Source organism: Phenylobacterium sp. 58.2.17 (genome assembly GCF_026411515.1).
Lineage (GTDB): Bacteria > Pseudomonadota > Alphaproteobacteria > Caulobacterales > Caulobacteraceae > Phenylobacterium.
The window spans coordinates 54,938-72,096 of the sequence record NZ_JAPMTQ010000013.1 but is presented as its reverse complement, the minus strand read 5'-3'; the positions used below and the strand labels follow the sequence as shown (position 1 = coordinate 72,096).

Sequence of the window (17,159 nt, the reverse complement as noted above, 5' to 3'; positions counted from 1 at the left end):
CAGCTTAGGCCCCGCCTCGCCGCAGGCGCTAGCCGAGGATTTCCCCCAGGGCGTCCAGCAGCCGCTGCGTCTGCGCCGGGGTCCCGACCGTGATCCGCAGGTAGTCGGCGGTCCGCGCCGCCCCGAAGTGGCGCACGATCACCGCCCGCTCGCGCAGCGCCGCAGCCAGTTCCGCCCCGCCCCGCGCCCCGTGCCGGGCGAACACGAAGTTGGCGCTCGACGGCAGCACCGCAAAGCCCAGCGCCTCCAGCCCCGCGGTCAGCCGTCCGCGCCCTTCGATCACCGCCGCGCACGACGCCCGGAAGAACGCGTCGTCCTCGACCGAGGCGATGGCCCCGGCCTGGGCCGGCCGGCCCAGCGGATAGGAATTGAAGCTGTCCTTGACCCGCACCAGCCCCTCGATCAGCGCCGCATCGCCGATTGCATAGCCGACCCGCAGGCCGGCCAGCGCCCGCGACTTCGACATGGTCTGCACGACCAGCAGGTTCGGATGCTCGGCCACCAGCGGGATCGCGCTCTCGGCGCCGAAGTCGACATAGGCCTCGTCGATCACCACCGGGATGTCGGGATGCTCGTCCAGCAGCTGCTTGATCTGCGCGCGACTCAGGGCCACCCCGGTCGGGGCGTTGGGGTTGGGCAGGATGATCGCCCCGGCCGGCCGGCGATAGTCCTCGACCCGAACCGCCATCTGGTCGTCCAGCGGCACGGTCTCGTAAGCGATGGAATAGAGCCCGCAATAGACCGGATAGAAGCTGTAGGTGATGTCGGGAAACAGCAGCGGCGCCTCGCGCTTCAGGAGCGCGGCGAAGGCATGGGCCAGCACCTCGTCCGAACCGTTGCCGACGAACACCTGGTCGGGGCTCACGCCGTGATGGCGGGCCAGGGTCTCGCGCAGGGCGCGGGCCTCGGGGTCCGGATAGAGCCGCAGGGTGTCCGCCGCCTCGGCCGCGATCGCCGCCATCGCCTTGGGGGACGGCCCGGTCGGGCTCTCGTTGGTGTTCAGCTTGACCAGGCCCGCGATCTTCGGCTGCTCGCCCGGCACATAGGGCTTCAGCTGGTGGGTCAGGTCGCTCCAGAAACGGCTCATGCCCGGCTCTTGCATTGCATGGGCCCTCTAAGCAACCGGGCCGCCGCCAAGTCCAGAACAAAACACACGCCCCAAGGGAAGGCCTACAATCAGCGAGCATTGCAGGTTGCGGCCTCGCCGCCCGTCGAACAATACTGAGTCAATCCGGGTGCTGAACAAAACGGCGCTCGAAAGGGCGGGGAGAGAAAAGTTGAATTCAGCAGAGGGCGGCGCAGCCCATATTCCGGCCTTCAGCCTATCGCCTTACCGCTTTCCGATCCGCCTGCTGCTGGTCGCCTGCGCGCTGGGCGTCGCCTATGTGGTGGCGCAGAAAATCAATCCCTACGGCATAGAGCCCGGCCGTTCCGAGGCGTCCCGACTGCTGTTCGAGCTGTTCGACCTCAACGGCGAGAACAACGTCCCGACCTGGTTCACCTCCATGGTCTGGGCGATGGCCGCCGGCCTGGCCATGGTCGCGTCACGCCGCGAGTTCAGCCCCGACGCCCACAGGCGCCTGTCATGGTCCCTGCTCGGCGGCGTCTTCCTGCTGCTGTCGCTGGACGAGGTCGGATCCCTGCACGAACGCCTGCTCGGCCTGGCCGGGGACACCATCAAGCGCTCGCTCGGCTTGGCCGATTCCTTCTATTATAGCTGGGCCCCGATGGGGATGCTCCTGGTGCTCTTGGTCGCCGGCCTGTTCGTGCCGTTCCTCCTGCGCATTCCCAGAGGCGTCGCGGCGCGTCTGATCCTCGCGGGCGGCGTGTTCCTGTCGGGATCCCTGGCCATCGAGACCATCGGCTCGTCCTACGAGGCCGGCTTGATCGCCTCGACCGACGTGTTCCGCATCAGCTGGCACCGCCTGATCTTCGTCGAGGAGGTGCTCGAGATGATCGGCGCCATCCTCGCGGTGCATGCCCTGCTGTGGTCGCTGGCCCTCTCGCCGGCCGCGGTCGCGTCGCCAGAGCCGAGCATGCTGACGAGTGCGCCCAAGCAGCCGGCCCACGGCTAGAGCCAGGACCATGGTCGTCGAGGCAAGAGGCGAAGGTCGCTACAACCTTCAGCGGAAAGGGGCGGTCTGGCGCGCAGAGATACGTCCGGCCGCGCGCATTCCCGACGTTCGCGTCTCCGTCTACGGATTTCCGATCCGGCTGCTGCTGGTCGCCCTGCTGCTCGGCGGCGCCTATGTCGCGGCGCATCGCCTCAATCCTTACGGCGTCGCCCCCGGCGGCTCGGAGCTGTCCCGACTGCTGTTCCAGCTCTTCGACCTGGACAGCGAGAACAACGTTCCGACCTGGTATTCGGCCTTGCTGTGGGCGATGGCCGGCGGGCTGGCGCTGGCCTCCGCCCGCTGCGAGCTTGGCCGCGATGCGATCGTCCGCTGGTCGTGGATCCTGCTCGGCGGCGTCTTCCTCTTGTTGTCGCTCGACGAAGGCGCCTCGCTTCACGAACGCATTCTGGACCCGACCGGCGACCTCCTCCAGGAAGCGAGGGGCGTCGCGGACTCCTTCTACTACAACTGGGTCGTGGTGGCGGGCATGCTGGCGGCGTCGGTTGCGGCCCTGCTCGTACCGTTCCTCCTGCGGATCCGGCGCGACGTCGCCGCGTGCCTGATCCTCGCGGGCCTCCTGTTCCTGGTCGGGTCGCTGGGCTTCGAAACCGTCAGCTCGGCCGTCCACCGGGGCTGGATCGCCTCCATCGGCCACACCGGCCTGACCTGGACCCGCCTGATCATTCTCGAGGAGCTCTGCGAGATGGCCGGGGCGATCATGGCCATCCACGCCCTGCTGAGGGGACTGGCCGCGCCCAAACCCGTCGCCCCCGTCGCCGCCAGATAGTCCCGCACGTCACGGCCCCATGCGCTAGGCTCCCGGTCCGCCGCCGCGAGAATCCAGATGCTGCAAGAGGCCAAACGCTCCGCCGTCCAATCCGAAGGCGCCTGCGCCTGCGGCGCCGTCCACCTGGAGATCGACGTCCCCGCCGTCTGGGCCTGGCACGATCATTCGGCGGCCGGCCGCCGCGCCCACGGCGGGGCCTACGCCACCTATGTCGGCTCCTGGCGCTCGCGCCTGCGGCTGCTGGAGGGCGAGGAGCACCTGACCCGCTACGAAGACCCGGAGACCGGCGTCGTCCGCAGCTTCTGCAGCCGCTGCGGCACGCCGATGCTCTATGAGCGGCCGCGCTCGCCGAAAATGGTCAATATTCCGCGCGGCGTGTTCGCCACCCGCACCGGCCGCGAGCCGCGCTATCACCTCGGCCTGCCCGAACAGGCCGACTGGATCTACGACGGCGCCCCGCTTTCGCCGCTCAAAGGCTATCCCGGCGTGATGCGCGAACGCCCCCGGCGCAGAAAGACGCCGCCGGAGGACCTCTGACGCCCCATTTCGCGCGCGCCCGTGGACCACGGCGCCGCGGGCCGCCTCGGCTGAGGTTCAGCCCACCGGCTCGGTCTCCTTGGGCGCCGAAACCCGGCGCGTCCGAGCCTGCGCCTTGGGCTTGGGCAGCAGCCGGAAGCGCGTCTGGCACCAGGCGAAGTCGATGCCGACGTCGAGCAGCGCGTCGGACCGTCCGCATGGGCAGGCGAACTCCATGACCGCGATCACCCGGTAGGTTTCGCCGGCCTGCAGGGGCACCGGTCTTCCCGTGACATGGTTTGGGGCGGCGTTGACGCAGAGAACCAGGTCGCCAGGGCCGACAGCGTCACTCATGGCTTTCTTCCCTTAGCCCCCGCCCGCCAGACTAGACCCGGACCCGTATCGGGCAAAGGCCGGTTCGGCGTCGCTGCGGCCTCGGAAAATCGGCTCTACCGCCTTCCCGCCAAACGGGTAGCATCACCGCCTGGGCGTGCGGAGACGCGGACATGACGACGAACATCACCGGCGGATGCCAGTGCGGAGCCATACGCTTCCGCGTCGACGGCGAACTTGGCGACGCCTCGATCTGTCATTGCCGCATGTGCCAGAAGGCGACCGGCGGCCTCTTCGGGCCCTATGTCGGCGCCCCCCGCCAGGCTGTGGTCTGGACCCGCGGCCAGCTCAGGCGTTTCCAGAGTTCGAACAAGGTCGCCCGCGGCTTCTGCGCCGACTGCGGCACGCCGCTGACTTACGAGTACGGCGACGGCGATGTGGGGCTGGCCATCGGCGCCCTCGACCGCCCGGCCGACGTGGCGCCCCGCGTGCAGCTCGCCTCGCCGGCCGAGCTGCCGTATTTCGCCGGGCTCGCGGCCCTGCCGGTGCACGCCGCCGACGAGCCGCGGGCCGCCGCTCACCTGGCCAGCATCGTCTCCTACCAGCACCCCGACCACGACACCGCCGAGTGGCCGCCGAGGCCCTAGCTGCCTGCGCTCGCCGCGACAGGTGACGCCCGCCGCATAGCCGTCGCTACGCAAACCTGAACCGTCCTCGCGCCGGTAGCTGAGCAACAGCAGCCGACCCGCAGGTCGACGTTTACCCCGCCCCCAGCTCCCCGGCCAGAAAGCCGCGTTTGCTCGCGCGGAAATTCTCGCGAGCGGCGCCATCGCCGGCGAGCGCCCGCTGGATCGGGTGCGACATTTCCGCCCCAATCGGTCGAACATGCCCTAATTTGAGCTGCGGAATGCAAAAAACCACCCCGCGCCCATTGCATAGTCGCCAAGACATCCCTATTTGCACCGCAACATTATGCTGCGCCGCACACAAAGGAGATGGGCATGGCTAACGCTATCGAACGCGTCATCGACTGGATGATGGGCCCCTTCGCCCGCGAGCTTGCGCGCATGCCGGCATCGTCGTTCCGCTATCTGCTGAACGGCCTCTAGACGCGCCGCGGCGCCCCTCCTCCCCCAGCCGCCCGTCTAGATACGAGAACCCCGCCCCGTCCTCCCCGGGGCGGGGTTTTTCGTTTCCGGAATGTCTCAAGACAATTCCTCCCCCCCTTGGGGAGGTGGATCGGCGCAACCCGCCGAGACGGAGGGGGCCCGCCCGAGTCAGCAGCCCCCTCAGTCAGCCTTCCGGCTGACGGCTCCCCCAGCGGAGGAGCAATGCGTTCCTACTTGCCGGTCGCCGCGCGCTGGGCCTCGCACAGCTCGCCGATGCCCTTGCGGGCCAGGCTGAACAGCTGCTCGAATTCGTCCTGGGTGAAGCCGCGCTTCTCGCCGGTCGCCTGGATCTCGACGATGTCGCCCTTGCCGGTCAGCACGAAATTGGCGTCGGCCTCGGCGTTGGAGTCCTCTTCGTACTCCAGGTCCAGCACCGGGGTGTCGTTGTAGACGCCGCACGACACCGCCGCGACCTGGTCGACGATCGGGTCCTTGGAGATCACGCCCTCGTCCAGCAGGTACTGCGTGGCCATGCGCAGCGCCACCCAGGCGCCGGTGATCGCCGCCGTGCGGGTGCCGCCGTCGGCCTGGATGACATCGCAGTCGATCGAGATCTGCCGCTCGCCCAGCGCCGCCGGATCGACCACCGCGCGCATCGAGCGGCCGATCAGCCGCTGGATCTCCTGGGTGCGGCCCGACTGCTTGCCCTCCGAGGCCTCGCGGCGGCCGCGGGTGTGGGTCGCGCGCGGCAGCATGCCGTACTCGGCCGTCACCCAGCCCACGCCGCGGCCACGCATGAAGCCGGGCACCCGTTCCTCGACGCTGGCGGTGACCAGCACCTTGGTGTGGCCGAAGCTGACCAGGCAGGAGCCCTCGGCATAGCGGTTGACCCCGGTCTCCAGGGTCACGGTGCGAAGCATGTCGGGGGTGCGGTCGGAGGGGCGCATGGCGGTCCTGCGGGCTATTGGAAAAACGGATGGGTCTGGCGTCTTGCGTCCGGCGGCTTATCCTAGATGAAAGAGGTTCCGTCCATGGCCCAGACCGAGCACCGCCGCCCGTGGTGACCAACCCGCTGCTTTCCTCCGGGCCTTCGCTCGGTGAACTCGACGAACGCGCCCGCGAAATCTTCCGCCGCGTCGTGGAGAGCTACCTGGAGACCGGCGAGCCGGTCGGCTCGCGCACCCTCTCCAAGGGCGGCGTGCACCTGTCGCCGGCCTCGATCCGCAACACCATGCAGGACCTGACCCAGCTCGGCCTGCTCGGCGCGCCGCACGTCAGCGCCGGCCGGGTGCCGACCCACGCCGGCCTGCGGCTGTTCGTCGACGGCCTGCTCGAGGTCGGCGACGTCGCCGAGGAGGACCGCCGCAACATCGAGGCCCGGCTCTCGGCCAAGGGCCGCAACTTCGAGGAGGCCTTGAACGAGGCCTCGGCCATCCTCTCGGGCCTCGCCGGCGGGGCCGGCATCGTCGTCACTCCGGTGCGGGACGCCGGCGTCAAGCACGTCGAGTTCGTCGCCCTGTCGGCCGACCAGGCCCTGGCGGTGATGGTGTTCGAGGACGGCGTGGTCGAGAACCGGCTGATGCGGCTGGCGGCCGGCGTCACCCCCTCCTCGCTGCAGGAAGCCTCGAACTTCATGAACGCCCGGCTGCGCGGCCGCACCCTGGGCGAGGCCGGGCTCGAGATCCGCCTCGAGCTGGAAGCCGCCCGCCGCCAGCTCAACGAGGCCGCCGCCCGGCTGGTCGAGGACGGCATGGCCGCCTGGAGCGGCGGCGACGGCGAGGGCCGCGCCCTGATCGTCCGCGGCCGCGCCAACCTGCTGGGCGACCGCGAGACCCTCGACGACCTCGAACGCGTGCGCATGCTGTTCGACGACCTCGAACAAAAGGAGCAGCTGATCGGTTTGCTCGACGACGTGCGGGACGCCCAGGGCGTGCGCATCTACATCGGCGCCGAAACGCGACTCTTTTCCCTTTCGGGTTCCGCCGTCATCGCCGCGCCCTATATGACGGGCCGGCAAAAGGTGCTGGGCGCGATCGGCGTGATCGGTCCCGCCCGCCTAAACTATGCCCGGGTCATCCCGCTGGTGGACTATACCGCCCGCGTGCTGTCCCAGGTGACGAACGCTTAGAGGATTACAAGATGTCCGACGATCAAACGCCGGCCGAAGAATTCAACGACGTCGCCGACGCCGCCGTCGACGAGATCATCGCCCTGAAGGCCGAGGTTCAGGCCCTCAAGGACCAGATGCTGCGCGTCGCCGCCGACGCGGAGAATTCCAAGCGCCGGGCCGAGCGCGAGGCCAACGACGCTCGCGCCTTCGCGATCCAGAAGTTCGGCCGCGACCTGCTGACCGTCGCCGACACCCTCGACCGCGCCCTGGCCGCGCCGGTCGACGACCCCGCGGTGAAGAGCTTCGTGGTCGGCATGGAGATGACCCAGAAGTCGCTGATGAGCGCCTTCGAGAACAACGGCCTGAAGAAGATCGACCCGCCGAAGGGCGAGAAGTTCGACCCGCACCAGCATCAGGCGATGATGGAGCAGCCCGCCCCCGACGTCGCCGCCGGCGGCGTCATCCAGGTGCTGCAGCCGGGCTACGAGCTGCTCGGCCGGCTGATCCGGCCGGCCATGGTCGTGGTCGCCGCCAAGGGCTCGGGCGCCGACCTGCCGCCCGCCGCCGAACCGGCCCCGTCCGCCAATCCCTACGCCGTGGGCGACGGCGAGTCCGGCGGCTCGGTCGACACCAAGGCTTAAGCAGCCAGGAGGGGGCGAGCTGAAACGTCTCAACGGCCGGGTTCGACTGCTGGCCAGCGGCCTTTCAGCCGTGGCCGGCTACGTGGACGCCGTCGGCTTCCTGCTGACCGGCGGCTTCTTCGTCTCGTTCATGAGCGGCAACTCCACCCGCCTGGCGGTGGGGCTGGCCGAGGGCGCGAGCTACGCCGGCCTGGCCCTGGCGCTGATCGCCGCCTTCGTGGCCGGGGTCTCGACCGGGGCCTTCCTCGGCCGCAAGGCCGGCGCCCGGCGCGGGCCGGCGGTGCTGGCCTTCGTCAGCCTCGCCCTGGCGCTGGCCGCCACGCTCGCCGCGCTTGCGCCCCTGCCGGCCGCCATTCTGGTCCTGGCCTTCGCCATGGGGGCCGAGAACACCGTTTTCGCCCAGGACGGCGAGGTCCGCCTCGGCCTGACCTACATGACCGGCGCCCTGGTCAAGCTCGGCAAGGCGATCACCGCAGCGCTGATGGGCGGCGATCGCTTCGGCTGGGCGCCGCACCTGCTGCTGTGGCTGGGCCTCGTCGCCGGCGCCGCCCTCGGCGCCCTGGCCTTCCACCGGCTCGGCCCCGGCGCCCTCTGGATCGCCGCGGCCGCCATGGCGCTGCTGGCGCTCGCCGCCGCTCGCCTCGACCTGGCGCCGGTCACGGCCTGAGCGCCGCCCGCGCCCCGCCTCCAGACATTCGCCTCGCAGCACGCGGGTAAAACCCGATGTCGGCCCGCCGCGCCGGACGCGAAAATCTCGCCCTGGTCTTGCGGGCGAGGAGAATTGCCGTGGCGAAGAAACCCAACATTCTGGTCATGTGGGGCGACGATATCGGTCAGTCGAACCTCAGTTGTTTCACCAAGGGCATGATGGGCTACCGAACGCCCAACATCGACCGCGTCGCCAATGAAGGCATGCTGTTCACCGACTACTACGCCGAGCAGAGCTGCACGGCCGGCCGCGCCAGCTTCATCACCGGGCAGGGCGGGCTTCGCACCGGTCTCACCAAGGTCGGCATGCCCGGCGCCAAGGAGGGGATGAAGGACTCGATCCCGACCATCGCCACCGTGCTCAAGCAGCAGGGCTACGCCACCGGCCAGTTCGGCAAGAACCACCTCGGCGACCGCGACGAGCAGTTGCCGACGATGCATGGCTTCGACGAGTTCTTCGGCAACCTCTACCACCTGAACGCCGAGGAAGAGCCGGAGAACCCCGACTATCCGGACCCCAAGGAATTCCCCAACTTCCGCAAGCGCTTCGGCCCGCGCGGCGTGCTGCACTGCAAGGCCGACGGCAAGGGCGGCCAGTCGATCGAGGACACCGGCCCGCTGACCAAGAAGCGCATGGAGACGATCGACGACGAGGTCACCGAAAAGGCGGTCGCCTTCATTCGCGATCAGGTGAAGGCCGGCGTGCCGTTCTTCGTCTGGTTCAACACCACGCACATGCACTTCCGCACCCACGTGAAGCCGGCCAGCCGCGGCCAGGCCGGGCGGTGGCAGAGCGAGTATCACGACGTGATGATCGACCACGACAAGGCGATCGGCGTGCTGCTCGACCTCATCGATGAGCTCGGCATCGCCGACGACACCTTCGTCATGTACTCGACCGACAACGGCCCGCACTGCAACTCGTGGCCCGACGCCGGCACGACCCCGTTCCGCTCGGAAAAGAACACCAGCTGGGAAGGCGCCTATCGGGTGCCGGCCATGGTGCGCTGGCCCGGCAAGATTCCGGCGGGCTCGGTCTCGAACGACATCGTCTCGCACCTCGATTGGCTGCCGACCTTCGCCGAGATGGCGGGCGCCGGCACGATCAAGGACGACCTCAAGAAGGGCGCCACCCTCAACGGCAAGAAGTTCAAGTCCCACCTCGACGGCGACAGCCTGGTCGGCCACCTGACCAAGGGCGAGAAGAGCCCGCGCAAGGGCTTCATCTATTTCACTGACGAAGGCGAAGTGGCCGGGCTGCGCATGGACAACTGGAAAGTCGTGTTCATGGAGCAGAAGGTCGAGGGCACTCTGGAGATCTGGGGCCGGCCGTTCGTCACCGGCCGCATTCCCAAGCTCTACAACCTGCGCACCGATCCCTACGAGTTCGCCGACATCACGTCGAACACCTACTGGGACTGGTATCTCGACCGCGCGTTCATCCTGGTGCCGTGCCAGGACATCATCGGCGAGTATCTCGAAACCCTGAAGGAATTCCCGCCGGCCCAGCGGGCGGGAAGCTTCAACCTCGAGAAGGTGATGGACACGCTGCAGTTCGGCGCGACCGGCGCCTCCTGAGCCCCGCGCCGCTGGAAGCCGGCATCGGCCGGCTTCCAGCGAGCGGCCCCTAGGTCGTCGCCTGGCCCTTGGCCCAGGCCCAGGCCGAGATCCGCCAGCCGTCCGCGCCCTTGCGCAGCGCGGTCGTGAAGGTCGCCCCCGTCTGGATGACCCGCTGGCCCTTCAACTTGAAGGTCATGGTGGCGGGCGACACCACATAGGCGGCCTCGCCGTTGACGTCGGCATGCAGCGGCGCCCCCAGGGTCACGTGGTAGTCGCGCGCTCCCAGGTGCTCGCCTTCGGCCAGCACGTCGCCATACCAGTCCGTCGCCGCGCTCGGCCCGTGCCACAGGTGCGGCGCCATCCCGTCCAGGATCGTCCCGGGCGTGGCGAAGCACGCCGCCATCGCCCCCGCGTCCCCGGCGTTGAACGCCGCGATATAGCGCCCGACCGCGGCCGCCGCCGCCTCCGCATCGCTCGATTGAACCGCCATCGTCTCGCTCCCTGATCAGCGCCGCCGAGCATGACGCCGCCGCAGCCGCCGACCGATCAGGCGTTCACCGGAGACGCTGCGCGGAAGCTCCGCCCTGGCGCACGGCCAGGCGGCTCGTTCCGACGAAGGTCGGGACGCCGAGCTTGAGCCTTGCCTGTTCGCCGACAGCCGAAACGCCGGTTGACAATAGGCCTCTCGCGCGACGACTTTGACGAGATGTCTCTTGACCGCACAACCTCGATCCGACGCCGACGCTCTTGGGCGTCACGGCCGATTGTGCGCTGCTGCTTGGGCTAGAGCTCCCAACCGTCAGTCATCAGATCACCGTTGATACGCCCGCCTCTCCAGGCGGGCTTTTTTGTTTCAGGGACGCCCCATGAACAATGCAGACAAGCATGCCGACGCCGCGGCCATTCCGGCCCTGTCGCCACGAGGCGCCGGCTGGCAGTTCGTCGTTTTCGGCGATGCATGCTCAGGCGTGCCGGGCGCCCTGCACGAAACTACGTTCGCCCGGGTGTGCGAGGTGGTGCGCCGTCTCGAACCGCCCCCTGAATTCGTGATCTTTCCGGGCGACGAGATCGTCGGGCTAACACCGGACGAGGCCGACCTTCGCGCGCAATGGCGACATTGGCTGGAGACCGAAATGGCATGGCTCGACCGGACCGCTACGCCGATCTGGCACGCGACCGGCAATCACACGGCCTATGACCGCATGAGCGAGCGGGTGTTCGGCGAGGTGCTCGGCATGCCGCGCAACGGCCCACCCGGTCAGGAGGGCCTTTCTTACTACGTGCGGCAGGGCGACCTTTTGCTGGTCTTCGTCCACACGCTGGCCACGGACTTGGGCGGAGAGGGCTATGTCGACGTCGCTTGGCTCGAAAGCATCCTCACCGAACATCGGGACGCCGCCCGCAAGATCGTCGTCGGCCACCATCCGGTCCATTCGGTGAACGGTTTCTCGGGCGCCTATCAGCGCGACATCGGCCCCGAGCACGGGCGCGCGATGTGGGACCTGCTCGTTCGAGAGGGCGTCCTGGCCTATGTCTGCAGCCACATCCTCGCCTTTGACGTGCAGGTTCACCGCGGGGTTCTGCAGCTCTGCACCGCCGGCGCCGGGACGGCTCACAGAATGCCGGAGGGCGTGGAATACCTCCACTGCGTGCAAGCCGCTCTCGACGACGCCGGTCTCCGCTACCAGGTGCTCGACGAGAGCGGGCGGCGGCGCGAGCAGCTGGCGTGGCCGTTGCCCGAGTTCGCGGCGCCGCACCCGCTGAGCCTCGGCCCCCAAGAGGCCCCCCTCAAGGCGCGGTTGGCCGAACGCGGCGTCCTCGACCTCTCGTTTGCGGGCGCCGCGGCAGCTTCGGTCGCCCGGCCGCAAACACTGTTCTGCGCAAACGCGCCCGGGAAGCTTCCGGCGATTTGGATCGGACTGCGCGGGCCTGAGCAGCGGCTCACCGCGATCATCGCGCGCACCCCCGGTCGGAGCCCCCATTTCTGGCACGGGCCGGCCCTCGGCGATGAGGCGCCGTTTGCTCTGGACCTGCGGATCTGTCCCGCCATGGGGGCGGGCGGACTTCTATGGCGGATAGACCGCGCATCGCCGTGGTCGTCGATGATCGGCGCCAGCCCGACCGGTGTGGAAGAGATCGATTGGCCGCCGATTTGGCGCGTCGGGGCGGGCTTGGACGGCGAGACGTTCCCCGGCGCCGGCCTGATGGCGCATTGGGGATGGCGTGAGTTCGCCATCTGACCATCGCGCGGCCCTGGAAGAGATGGCGGGCGACTGTCCGAAGCGCCCCCTACCCCTTCGCCAGCCCATACGCGATCACGTCGCAGACCTCGTCGGCGATCTGCCGCGGGCTGAGCGGGTAGTTGGCCGGCAGCCATTTCGGCAGCCAGAGGAAGATCCCGGCCGAGACCTCGCCGACGAACACAGAGTCGCAGGGCCGCACCGAGCCGTCGGCGATCCCCTGGCGCAGGCTGCGGTTCGAGGTCATCCGCAGCCGCTGGCTGGCGCGCTCGAAGGCCGCCCGGTCGCTTTCCGCCAGGGCCAGCCGCCCCGGCTGCAGCATCAGCGGCGAGGCCGGCCCCGCCTGGGCCTGGACGTTCAGGTGCAGGGCGATCAGCGCCTTGTCGAAGCCGTCGCGGCCCTGCTCGACGGCGGTGTCCATGATCAGGTCGTAGAGCTCGAAGGCGCGCCGGTAGCAGCGGGTCACCAGGTCGGCCTTATCGTCGAAATAGTGGTAGACCGCGCCCTTGGTGGCCCCGACCTCGGCCCCGATGTCGTCGAGCGAGGCGCCGTCGATGCCACGCTGGTTGAATAGCCGCGAGGCCGCCGCGATCAGCTGGGCGATCTTGATCTCGTTGGTCTGCTGGCGGTCGAAGGCGTTGAACGAGCGCGCGGTCAGCGCCTCGATGTCCAGGGCGCATAGCGGCGTCTCGCGCGGCCCGGCGGCGAACCCGTGCAGCATCAGTTCGACGATGGCGCCGGCGATCCGGCGGCGCGCCGCGCGCCCGTCGCGATAGCCGAGCCAGCCGGCCGACAGCCGCCCCCACGAGATCATCCCGATCAGGGCCTGGGCGGCGATCTCGCTGTTGCAGGGCCGCAGGATCCCCGCCGCGGCCCCGTCCTCCAGCCAGCCGCACAGCCGCGCCGCGTTGCGCGCCTGCAGCTCGCGGATCACCCGCCGCTGGGCGTCGGGCAGGAAGTCGACGTCGCTCAGCACCGCCTGCGGCGGCCGCTCATAGGCCAGCTGCGTCTCGACCAGCGCGCGCAGCCGCTCGCGGGGATCCTCGCTGGCCTCGGCCGCGGCGGCCAGATCGTCGGCGTTCGCCTCGCAGGCCCGCTGGTAGGCGCCGAACACCAGGTCGGCGCGGTCGGCGACATAGTAGTAGAGGGCGTTGCGCGACAGGCCGACGCGCTCGGCCACGTCGTTGATCACGATGCCGCCGGCGCCCATGGCGTTGATCTCGCGGGCCGCTTCGGCGAACAGCAGGTCGCGCTTGGCCGCGCGCTTGCGCGCCGGTTTGCCGCCCCCCTGATCGCCAGCGCCCGTCATCGGCCGTTCGTCGCGCCTCCGTCGTCCTTCGTCAATCCGTACACCAGACATACGCAAGTGTCGAAGTTTCTTGACGGCTCGATTTGGTCGTGTCGTTATCCCGCCAAACTCAAGTGTCGAAAAACGGCCCGCCAACGAGCGACGCCGATCTGCGGGGAGGAAAACGATGAGCGATTGCGGACGCATGCGCGCGCGGCTGCTGGCCGGGGCGGCGGTCCTGGCGATGAGCGCGGGGGCCGCAAAGGCCGCCGATCCGGTCGAGATCGAGGCGGTCACCGTCACCGCCCAGAAGCGGACCCAGGACACCCTCGACGTCGGCCTGAACGTCGCCGTGGTCGGCGCCCAGGAGCTGGCCGACCGCCGCGTGGCCCAGGTCAGCGACCTCGTCGCCTTCACCCCCAACGTCGACATCAAGGAGAACATGCCCGGCGTGCTGCCGGTGGTGACCATCCGCGGCGTCGGCCTCAACGACTTCTCGGCGACCAACAATCCCAGCGCCGGCGTCTATGTCGACGAGGTCTACTTAAGCTCGCTGGCGCTGATGAACTTCGACCTGTTCGACCTGGAGCGGATGGAGGCGCTCAAGGGGCCGCAGGGCACGCTCTACGGCCGCAACTCGACCGCCGGCGCGATCAACATCGTCACCGCCAAGCCGAGCTTCGGCGGAACCGCCGGCCGCCTGGCCGTCGGCTACGGCGACTATCAGACCGCCGAGATCGAGGGCATGCTCAACCTGCCGGTCTCCGACAGCTTCGCCCTGCGCTTCGCGGGCAAGGCGGTGAAGCAGGACGAGGGCTTCTTCGACAACCGCCTGCTTGGCCGCGACATCGGCCGCCGCGAGGTCGGGATGGCCCGCGCCCAGGCGCTGTGGGCGGCCACCGAGGACCTCGAGGTCCTGGTCAAGCTCGAGGTCCAGAAGGGCCGCTCCGAGGTCGGCGGCCCGGAGTTCTTCGGCGCCCTGACCCCGCCCGGCGCGCCCGCCGGCCTGATCTGCCCCGGCTCGCCGGCCTGCATGGACTTCCAGGGCTATACCGACACGGACGGCGATCCCTTCGCCGGCGCCTGGTCGGTCGATCCGACCTATGACGTCGACCAGCGCGCGGCCACGGTGCGACTGACCGCCGACCTCGGCTGGGCGGACCTGACCTCGATCACCGGCTATGTCGACTTCAAGCGCCAGTGGGGCGCCGACACCGACGGCGGCCCCTATCGCCAGACCGACTTCGTCGAGCGCGACAAGATCAGCCAGGTCTCCCAGGAGCTGCGGCTCTCCGGGACCAGCGAGCAGACCGACTGGATCGTCGGCGTCTTCGCCTCCCGCGACCGGGTGAAGATGACCTATGACGGCTCGCTGCAGGACCTGTTCAACACCACGCTCCTGACCTTCACCGACCAGACCGCCAAGTCGGCCGCCGCCTTCGGCAACCTCGAATGGCGCTTCGCCGAGGGCCTCAGCCTGGTCGCCGGCCTGCGCTACACCTGGGAGGAAAAGGCCAATGTCGGCGGCGACCTCGATCTGGTCCCGAACTGCCCGGCCAGTTTCCTCTCCATGGTCCCCTGCGGCGCCGGCCCGGTGACGCTCGCCTTCATCGACGAGACCATCGACGACACCAACTGGTCGTGGAAGCTCGGCCTGAACTGGAAGCCCGACCCGCTGACCCTGGTCTACGGCTCGATCAGCCAGGGGGTGAAGAGCGGCGGCTTCTTCTCGGGCGTGGCCACCACCACCGCCCAGCTCCAGCCCTACGAACCCGAGACCCTGATCGACTACGAGGTCGGGGTGAAGCAGCGGCTGCCGGAGCTTGGCCTCTCCTGGTCGGCCAGCGCCTTCTTCTATGACTATTCCGATGTGCAGACCTTCATCCGCGACACCTCGGGCGGCCTGCCGATCCAGCGGCTGGGCAATGTCGACGAGGCCTCGATCTACGGCCTCGACCTCGATGCGACCTGGTCGCCGGCCGCGCTGCCCGGCCTCGATCTCGTGGCGGGCCTCGGCCTTCTGAGCACCGAGCTCGGCGCCTTCGCCTCCTCCGCTGGCGACGTGCCCAAGGGCAACAAGCTCCCCGACGCGCCCGAGGTCAGCTTCACGGTCTCTGCCGCCTACAGCTTCGACCTCGGCCAGGACGCTGTCGGCCGGGTGCAGGTCGACGGCCGCTACGCCGACGACATGTTCAAGGACGCGCTCAACGACCCGCTGATCGCCACCGACGCCTACTGGGTGTGGAACGCGCGGGCCAGCGTCGCCCTGCCGAACGACTGGGAAATCGCCGTCTGGGGCAAGAACCTCGCCGACGAGGAATACGTCACCCAGGGGGTGAACAACCTGCCCCTCGGCTTCGGCTTCCGCGTCTACGGCGCCCCGCGCACCTACGGCCTCACCGTCTCCAAGGCTTTCCAATGAGCATCCAGATCCACGGCTCCGCCGATCCCGCCTTCGCCGCCCTGGCGGCCGAGTTCGAACGCAACTTCGCCGACCGCGGCGACGTCGGCGCGGCGCTCTCCCTGGTGATCGACGGACGTCCCGTCGTCGACCTCTGGGCCGGCAGCCTCGACGCCGCCGGCGCCCGCCCCTGGGCCGCCGACTCGGTGGTCAACGTCTGGTCGACGACCAAGGCGGTGGGCGCGCTCTGCTTCGCCATGCTGGTCGAGCGCGGCGCCTGCGCCTATGACGACCTCGTCGCCCGCTGGTGGCCGCAGTTCGCCGCCCACGGCAAGGACGGCGTCACCATCGCCATGCTGCTGTCGCACCAGGCCGGGCTGTGCAGTTTCCGCGACCCGGCCGTGGTCGAGGACTTCTACGACCTGGAGACCGCCGCTGCGCGGCTCGCCGCCACCGAGCCGCTGTGGCCGCCGGGCTCGCGCTCCGGCTACCACGCCATCTCGATCGGCGTGCTGGCCGGCGAACTGTTCCGCCGCATCGAGGGCCGCAGCCTGACCGCCTTCGTCGCCGAGGAGCTGGCCGGCCCGCTCGGCCTCGACCTCAGCCTCGGCCTGCCGGCCTCGCAGGAGGCGCGCCGCGCCGAAATGATCGCCCCGCCAGAGCTGGCGACCTCGAACATGGCCGCCGACCTCAACCCCTCGCAGGTGGCGGCCTACACCAATCCGGTCATCGAGCCGCTGCTGCCGAACACCGCCGCCTGGCGCGCCTGCGAACTGGTCTCGGCCAACGGCTTTTCCAACGCTCGCTCGCTGGCCAGGCTGTTCGGCGAGGTGGCGGCCGGCCGGCTGCTGTCGCCGCAGACCCTGGCCCAGGCGACGCAGCTGCGGATCAGCGGCGTCGATGAAGTACTCGGCGTGCCGGCCCGCTGGGGCGCGGGCTTCCTGCTCAACACCGACGGGCTCTACGGCCCCTCGCCGGCCACCTTCGGCCACTCCGGGTGGGGCGGCTCGTTCGCCATGGTCGATCCGGGGCGCAAGGCGGCGCTGGCCTACACGATGAACCGCATGGGGACCGACCTGGTCGGCGACCCGCGCGACGTCGCCCTGATCGCCGCCGCCTACGAGGGCCTGACCGCCGCGGCCTGAGGATCGCCACCCGGCGGCAGGTTGCTGGACGCCATCGGCAGGTTTGCGCAACGCCTGCCGATGGCTGCCGATAGCCCCTCCGCAGCCAGGCGCCGCCGGTTGGCGGGGCGCCGCGCCCAGCCCGCCCGCGGGCTGCGGCGCCCGCTTCGCCCGCCACAACCCTGGGGCGGCGCTAAGTCTCTAGAAAAATTGACGGTTTCCCGTATC

General features: G+C 69.5%; 16 protein-coding genes. 11 read left to right on the top strand and 5 right to left on the bottom strand.

The features are described from left to right. Positions 1–28: 28 nt before the first annotated feature. Positions 29–1,087, bottom strand: coding sequence for a histidinol-phosphate transaminase (gene hisC, locus OUA97_RS11175; protein ID WP_267231969.1), 1,059 nt, complete (start codon positions 1,085–1,087; stop codon positions 29–31). A gap of 190 nt (positions 1,088–1,277) precedes the next feature. Here hisC and OUA97_RS11170 point away from each other — a divergent pair, with 190 nt between their 5' ends. Genes OUA97_RS11170 through OUA97_RS11160 form a run of 3 tightly spaced genes read left to right on the top strand, consistent with a single transcriptional unit; the run spans position 1,278 to position 3,438 of the window. Then, positions 1,278–2,075: a hypothetical protein gene (locus OUA97_RS11170; RefSeq protein WP_267231968.1), complete on the top strand. Its 798-nt coding sequence runs from the start codon at positions 1,278–1,280 to the stop codon at positions 2,073–2,075. 10 nt (positions 2,076–2,085) lie between these two features. Next, positions 2,086–2,901: a hypothetical protein gene (locus OUA97_RS11165; protein ID WP_267231967.1), complete on the top strand. Its 816-nt coding sequence runs from the start codon at positions 2,086–2,088 to the stop codon at positions 2,899–2,901. A 57-nt stretch (positions 2,902–2,958) separates the two neighbouring features. Further along, positions 2,959–3,438, top strand: coding sequence for a GFA family protein (locus OUA97_RS11160; protein WP_267231966.1), 480 nt, complete (start codon positions 2,959–2,961; stop codon positions 3,436–3,438). A 57-nt stretch (positions 3,439–3,495) separates the two neighbouring features. Here OUA97_RS11160 and OUA97_RS11155 read toward each other — a convergent pair whose 3' ends face one another. After that, positions 3,496–3,771, bottom strand: coding sequence for a hypothetical protein (locus OUA97_RS11155; RefSeq protein ID WP_267231965.1), 276 nt, complete (start codon positions 3,769–3,771; stop codon positions 3,496–3,498). 152 nt (positions 3,772–3,923) lie between these two features. On the opposite strand from OUA97_RS11155, the gene OUA97_RS11150 reads away from it, so the two are divergent. Next, a complete protein-coding gene (locus tag OUA97_RS11150; protein WP_267231964.1) occupies positions 3,924–4,397 on the top strand; it encodes a GFA family protein in 474 nt (157 codons plus the stop codon). Positions 4,398–5,089: 692 nt separating this feature from the next. On the opposite strand, the gene rph is transcribed toward OUA97_RS11150, so the two are convergent. Continuing rightward, positions 5,090–5,806 carry a ribonuclease PH gene (gene rph, locus OUA97_RS11145; protein ID WP_267231963.1) on the bottom strand — a complete coding sequence of 239 codons (717 nt, stop codon included), beginning with the start codon at positions 5,804–5,806 and terminating at the stop codon, positions 5,090–5,092. Between the two features lie 110 nt (positions 5,807–5,916). Between rph and hrcA the strand changes: the two genes are divergently transcribed. From hrcA to OUA97_RS11125, 4 genes are all read left to right on the top strand, one after another. Then, the gene (gene hrcA / locus OUA97_RS11140; protein WP_267231962.1) at positions 5,917–6,987 is read left to right on the top strand and encodes a heat-inducible transcriptional repressor HrcA; all 1,071 of its coding nucleotides are present in this window, start codon (positions 5,917–5,919) and stop codon (positions 6,985–6,987) included. Positions 6,988–6,998: 11 nt separating this feature from the next. Then, positions 6,999–7,610, top strand: a complete 612-nt coding sequence (gene grpE, locus OUA97_RS11135; RefSeq protein WP_267231961.1) for a nucleotide exchange factor GrpE — start codon at positions 6,999–7,001, stop codon at positions 7,608–7,610. A gap of 70 nt (positions 7,611–7,680) precedes the next feature. Continuing rightward, positions 7,681–8,277: a YoaK family protein gene (locus OUA97_RS11130; RefSeq protein WP_267231960.1), complete on the top strand. Its 597-nt coding sequence runs from the start codon at positions 7,681–7,683 to the stop codon at positions 8,275–8,277. A gap of 119 nt (positions 8,278–8,396) precedes the next feature. Continuing rightward, positions 8,397–9,896 carry an arylsulfatase gene (locus tag OUA97_RS11125; RefSeq protein ID WP_267231959.1) on the top strand — a complete coding sequence of 500 codons (1,500 nt, stop codon included), beginning with the start codon at positions 8,397–8,399 and terminating at the stop codon, positions 9,894–9,896. A gap of 49 nt (positions 9,897–9,945) precedes the next feature. On the opposite strand, the gene OUA97_RS11120 is transcribed toward OUA97_RS11125, so the two are convergent. Beyond that, the gene (locus OUA97_RS11120; protein ID WP_267231958.1) at positions 9,946–10,368 is read right to left on the bottom strand and encodes a YybH family protein; all 423 of its coding nucleotides are present in this window, start codon (positions 10,366–10,368) and stop codon (positions 9,946–9,948) included. A 376-nt stretch (positions 10,369–10,744) separates the two neighbouring features. Between OUA97_RS11120 and OUA97_RS11115 the strand changes: the two genes are divergently transcribed. Continuing rightward, the gene (locus tag OUA97_RS11115; RefSeq protein WP_267231957.1) at positions 10,745–12,118 is read left to right on the top strand and encodes a metallophosphoesterase family protein; all 1,374 of its coding nucleotides are present in this window, start codon (positions 10,745–10,747) and stop codon (positions 12,116–12,118) included. A gap of 49 nt (positions 12,119–12,167) precedes the next feature. Here the strand turns inward: OUA97_RS11115 and OUA97_RS11110 are convergent, their stop codons facing one another. Beyond that, the gene (locus tag OUA97_RS11110) at positions 12,168–13,427 is read right to left on the bottom strand and encodes a TetR/AcrR family transcriptional regulator (RefSeq protein WP_267231956.1); all 1,260 of its coding nucleotides are present in this window, start codon (positions 13,425–13,427) and stop codon (positions 12,168–12,170) included. A 166-nt stretch (positions 13,428–13,593) separates the two neighbouring features. On the opposite strand from OUA97_RS11110, the gene OUA97_RS11105 reads away from it, so the two are divergent. Both OUA97_RS11105 and OUA97_RS11100 read left to right on the top strand, forming a co-directional pair. Beyond that, positions 13,594–15,828: a TonB-dependent receptor gene (locus tag OUA97_RS11105; protein ID WP_267231955.1), complete on the top strand. Its 2,235-nt coding sequence runs from the start codon at positions 13,594–13,596 to the stop codon at positions 15,826–15,828. Next, positions 15,825–16,952 (top strand): serine hydrolase domain-containing protein, encoded by a 1,128-nt coding sequence (locus OUA97_RS11100; RefSeq protein ID WP_267231954.1) that lies wholly within the window; start codon positions 15,825–15,827, stop codon positions 16,950–16,952. Before OUA97_RS11105 ends, OUA97_RS11100 begins: the two co-directional genes overlap by 4 nt. Positions 16,953–17,159: the final 207 nt, after the last annotated feature.

Coding starts and splice junctions, on each gene's coding strand:
- OUA97_RS11165 (WP_267231967.1), top strand. CDS start 2,086: ATGGTCGTCGAGGCAAGAGGCGAAGGTCGCTACAACCTTCAGCGGAAA.
- rph (WP_267231963.1), bottom strand. CDS start 5,806: ATGCGCCCCTCCGACCGCACCCCCGACATGCTTCGCACCGTGACCCTG.
- OUA97_RS11115 (WP_267231957.1), top strand. CDS start 10,745: ATGAACAATGCAGACAAGCATGCCGACGCCGCGGCCATTCCGGCCCTG.
- OUA97_RS11160 (WP_267231966.1), top strand. CDS start 2,959: ATGCTGCAAGAGGCCAAACGCTCCGCCGTCCAATCCGAAGGCGCCTGC.
- OUA97_RS11155 (WP_267231965.1), bottom strand. CDS start 3,771: ATGAGTGACGCTGTCGGCCCTGGCGACCTGGTTCTCTGCGTCAACGCC.
- OUA97_RS11105 (WP_267231955.1), top strand. CDS start 13,594: ATGAGCGATTGCGGACGCATGCGCGCGCGGCTGCTGGCCGGGGCGGCG.
- grpE (WP_267231961.1), top strand. CDS start 6,999: ATGTCCGACGATCAAACGCCGGCCGAAGAATTCAACGACGTCGCCGAC.
- OUA97_RS11120 (WP_267231958.1), bottom strand. CDS start 10,368: ATGGCGGTTCAATCGAGCGATGCGGAGGCGGCGGCGGCCGCGGTCGGG.
- OUA97_RS11110 (WP_267231956.1), bottom strand. CDS start 13,427: ATGACGGGCGCTGGCGATCAGGGGGGCGGCAAACCGGCGCGCAAGCGC.
- OUA97_RS11100 (WP_267231954.1), top strand. CDS start 15,825: ATGAGCATCCAGATCCACGGCTCCGCCGATCCCGCCTTCGCCGCCCTG.
- hisC (WP_267231969.1), bottom strand. CDS start 1,087: ATGAGCCGTTTCTGGAGCGACCTGACCCACCAGCTGAAGCCCTATGTG.
- OUA97_RS11150 (WP_267231964.1), top strand. CDS start 3,924: ATGACGACGAACATCACCGGCGGATGCCAGTGCGGAGCCATACGCTTC.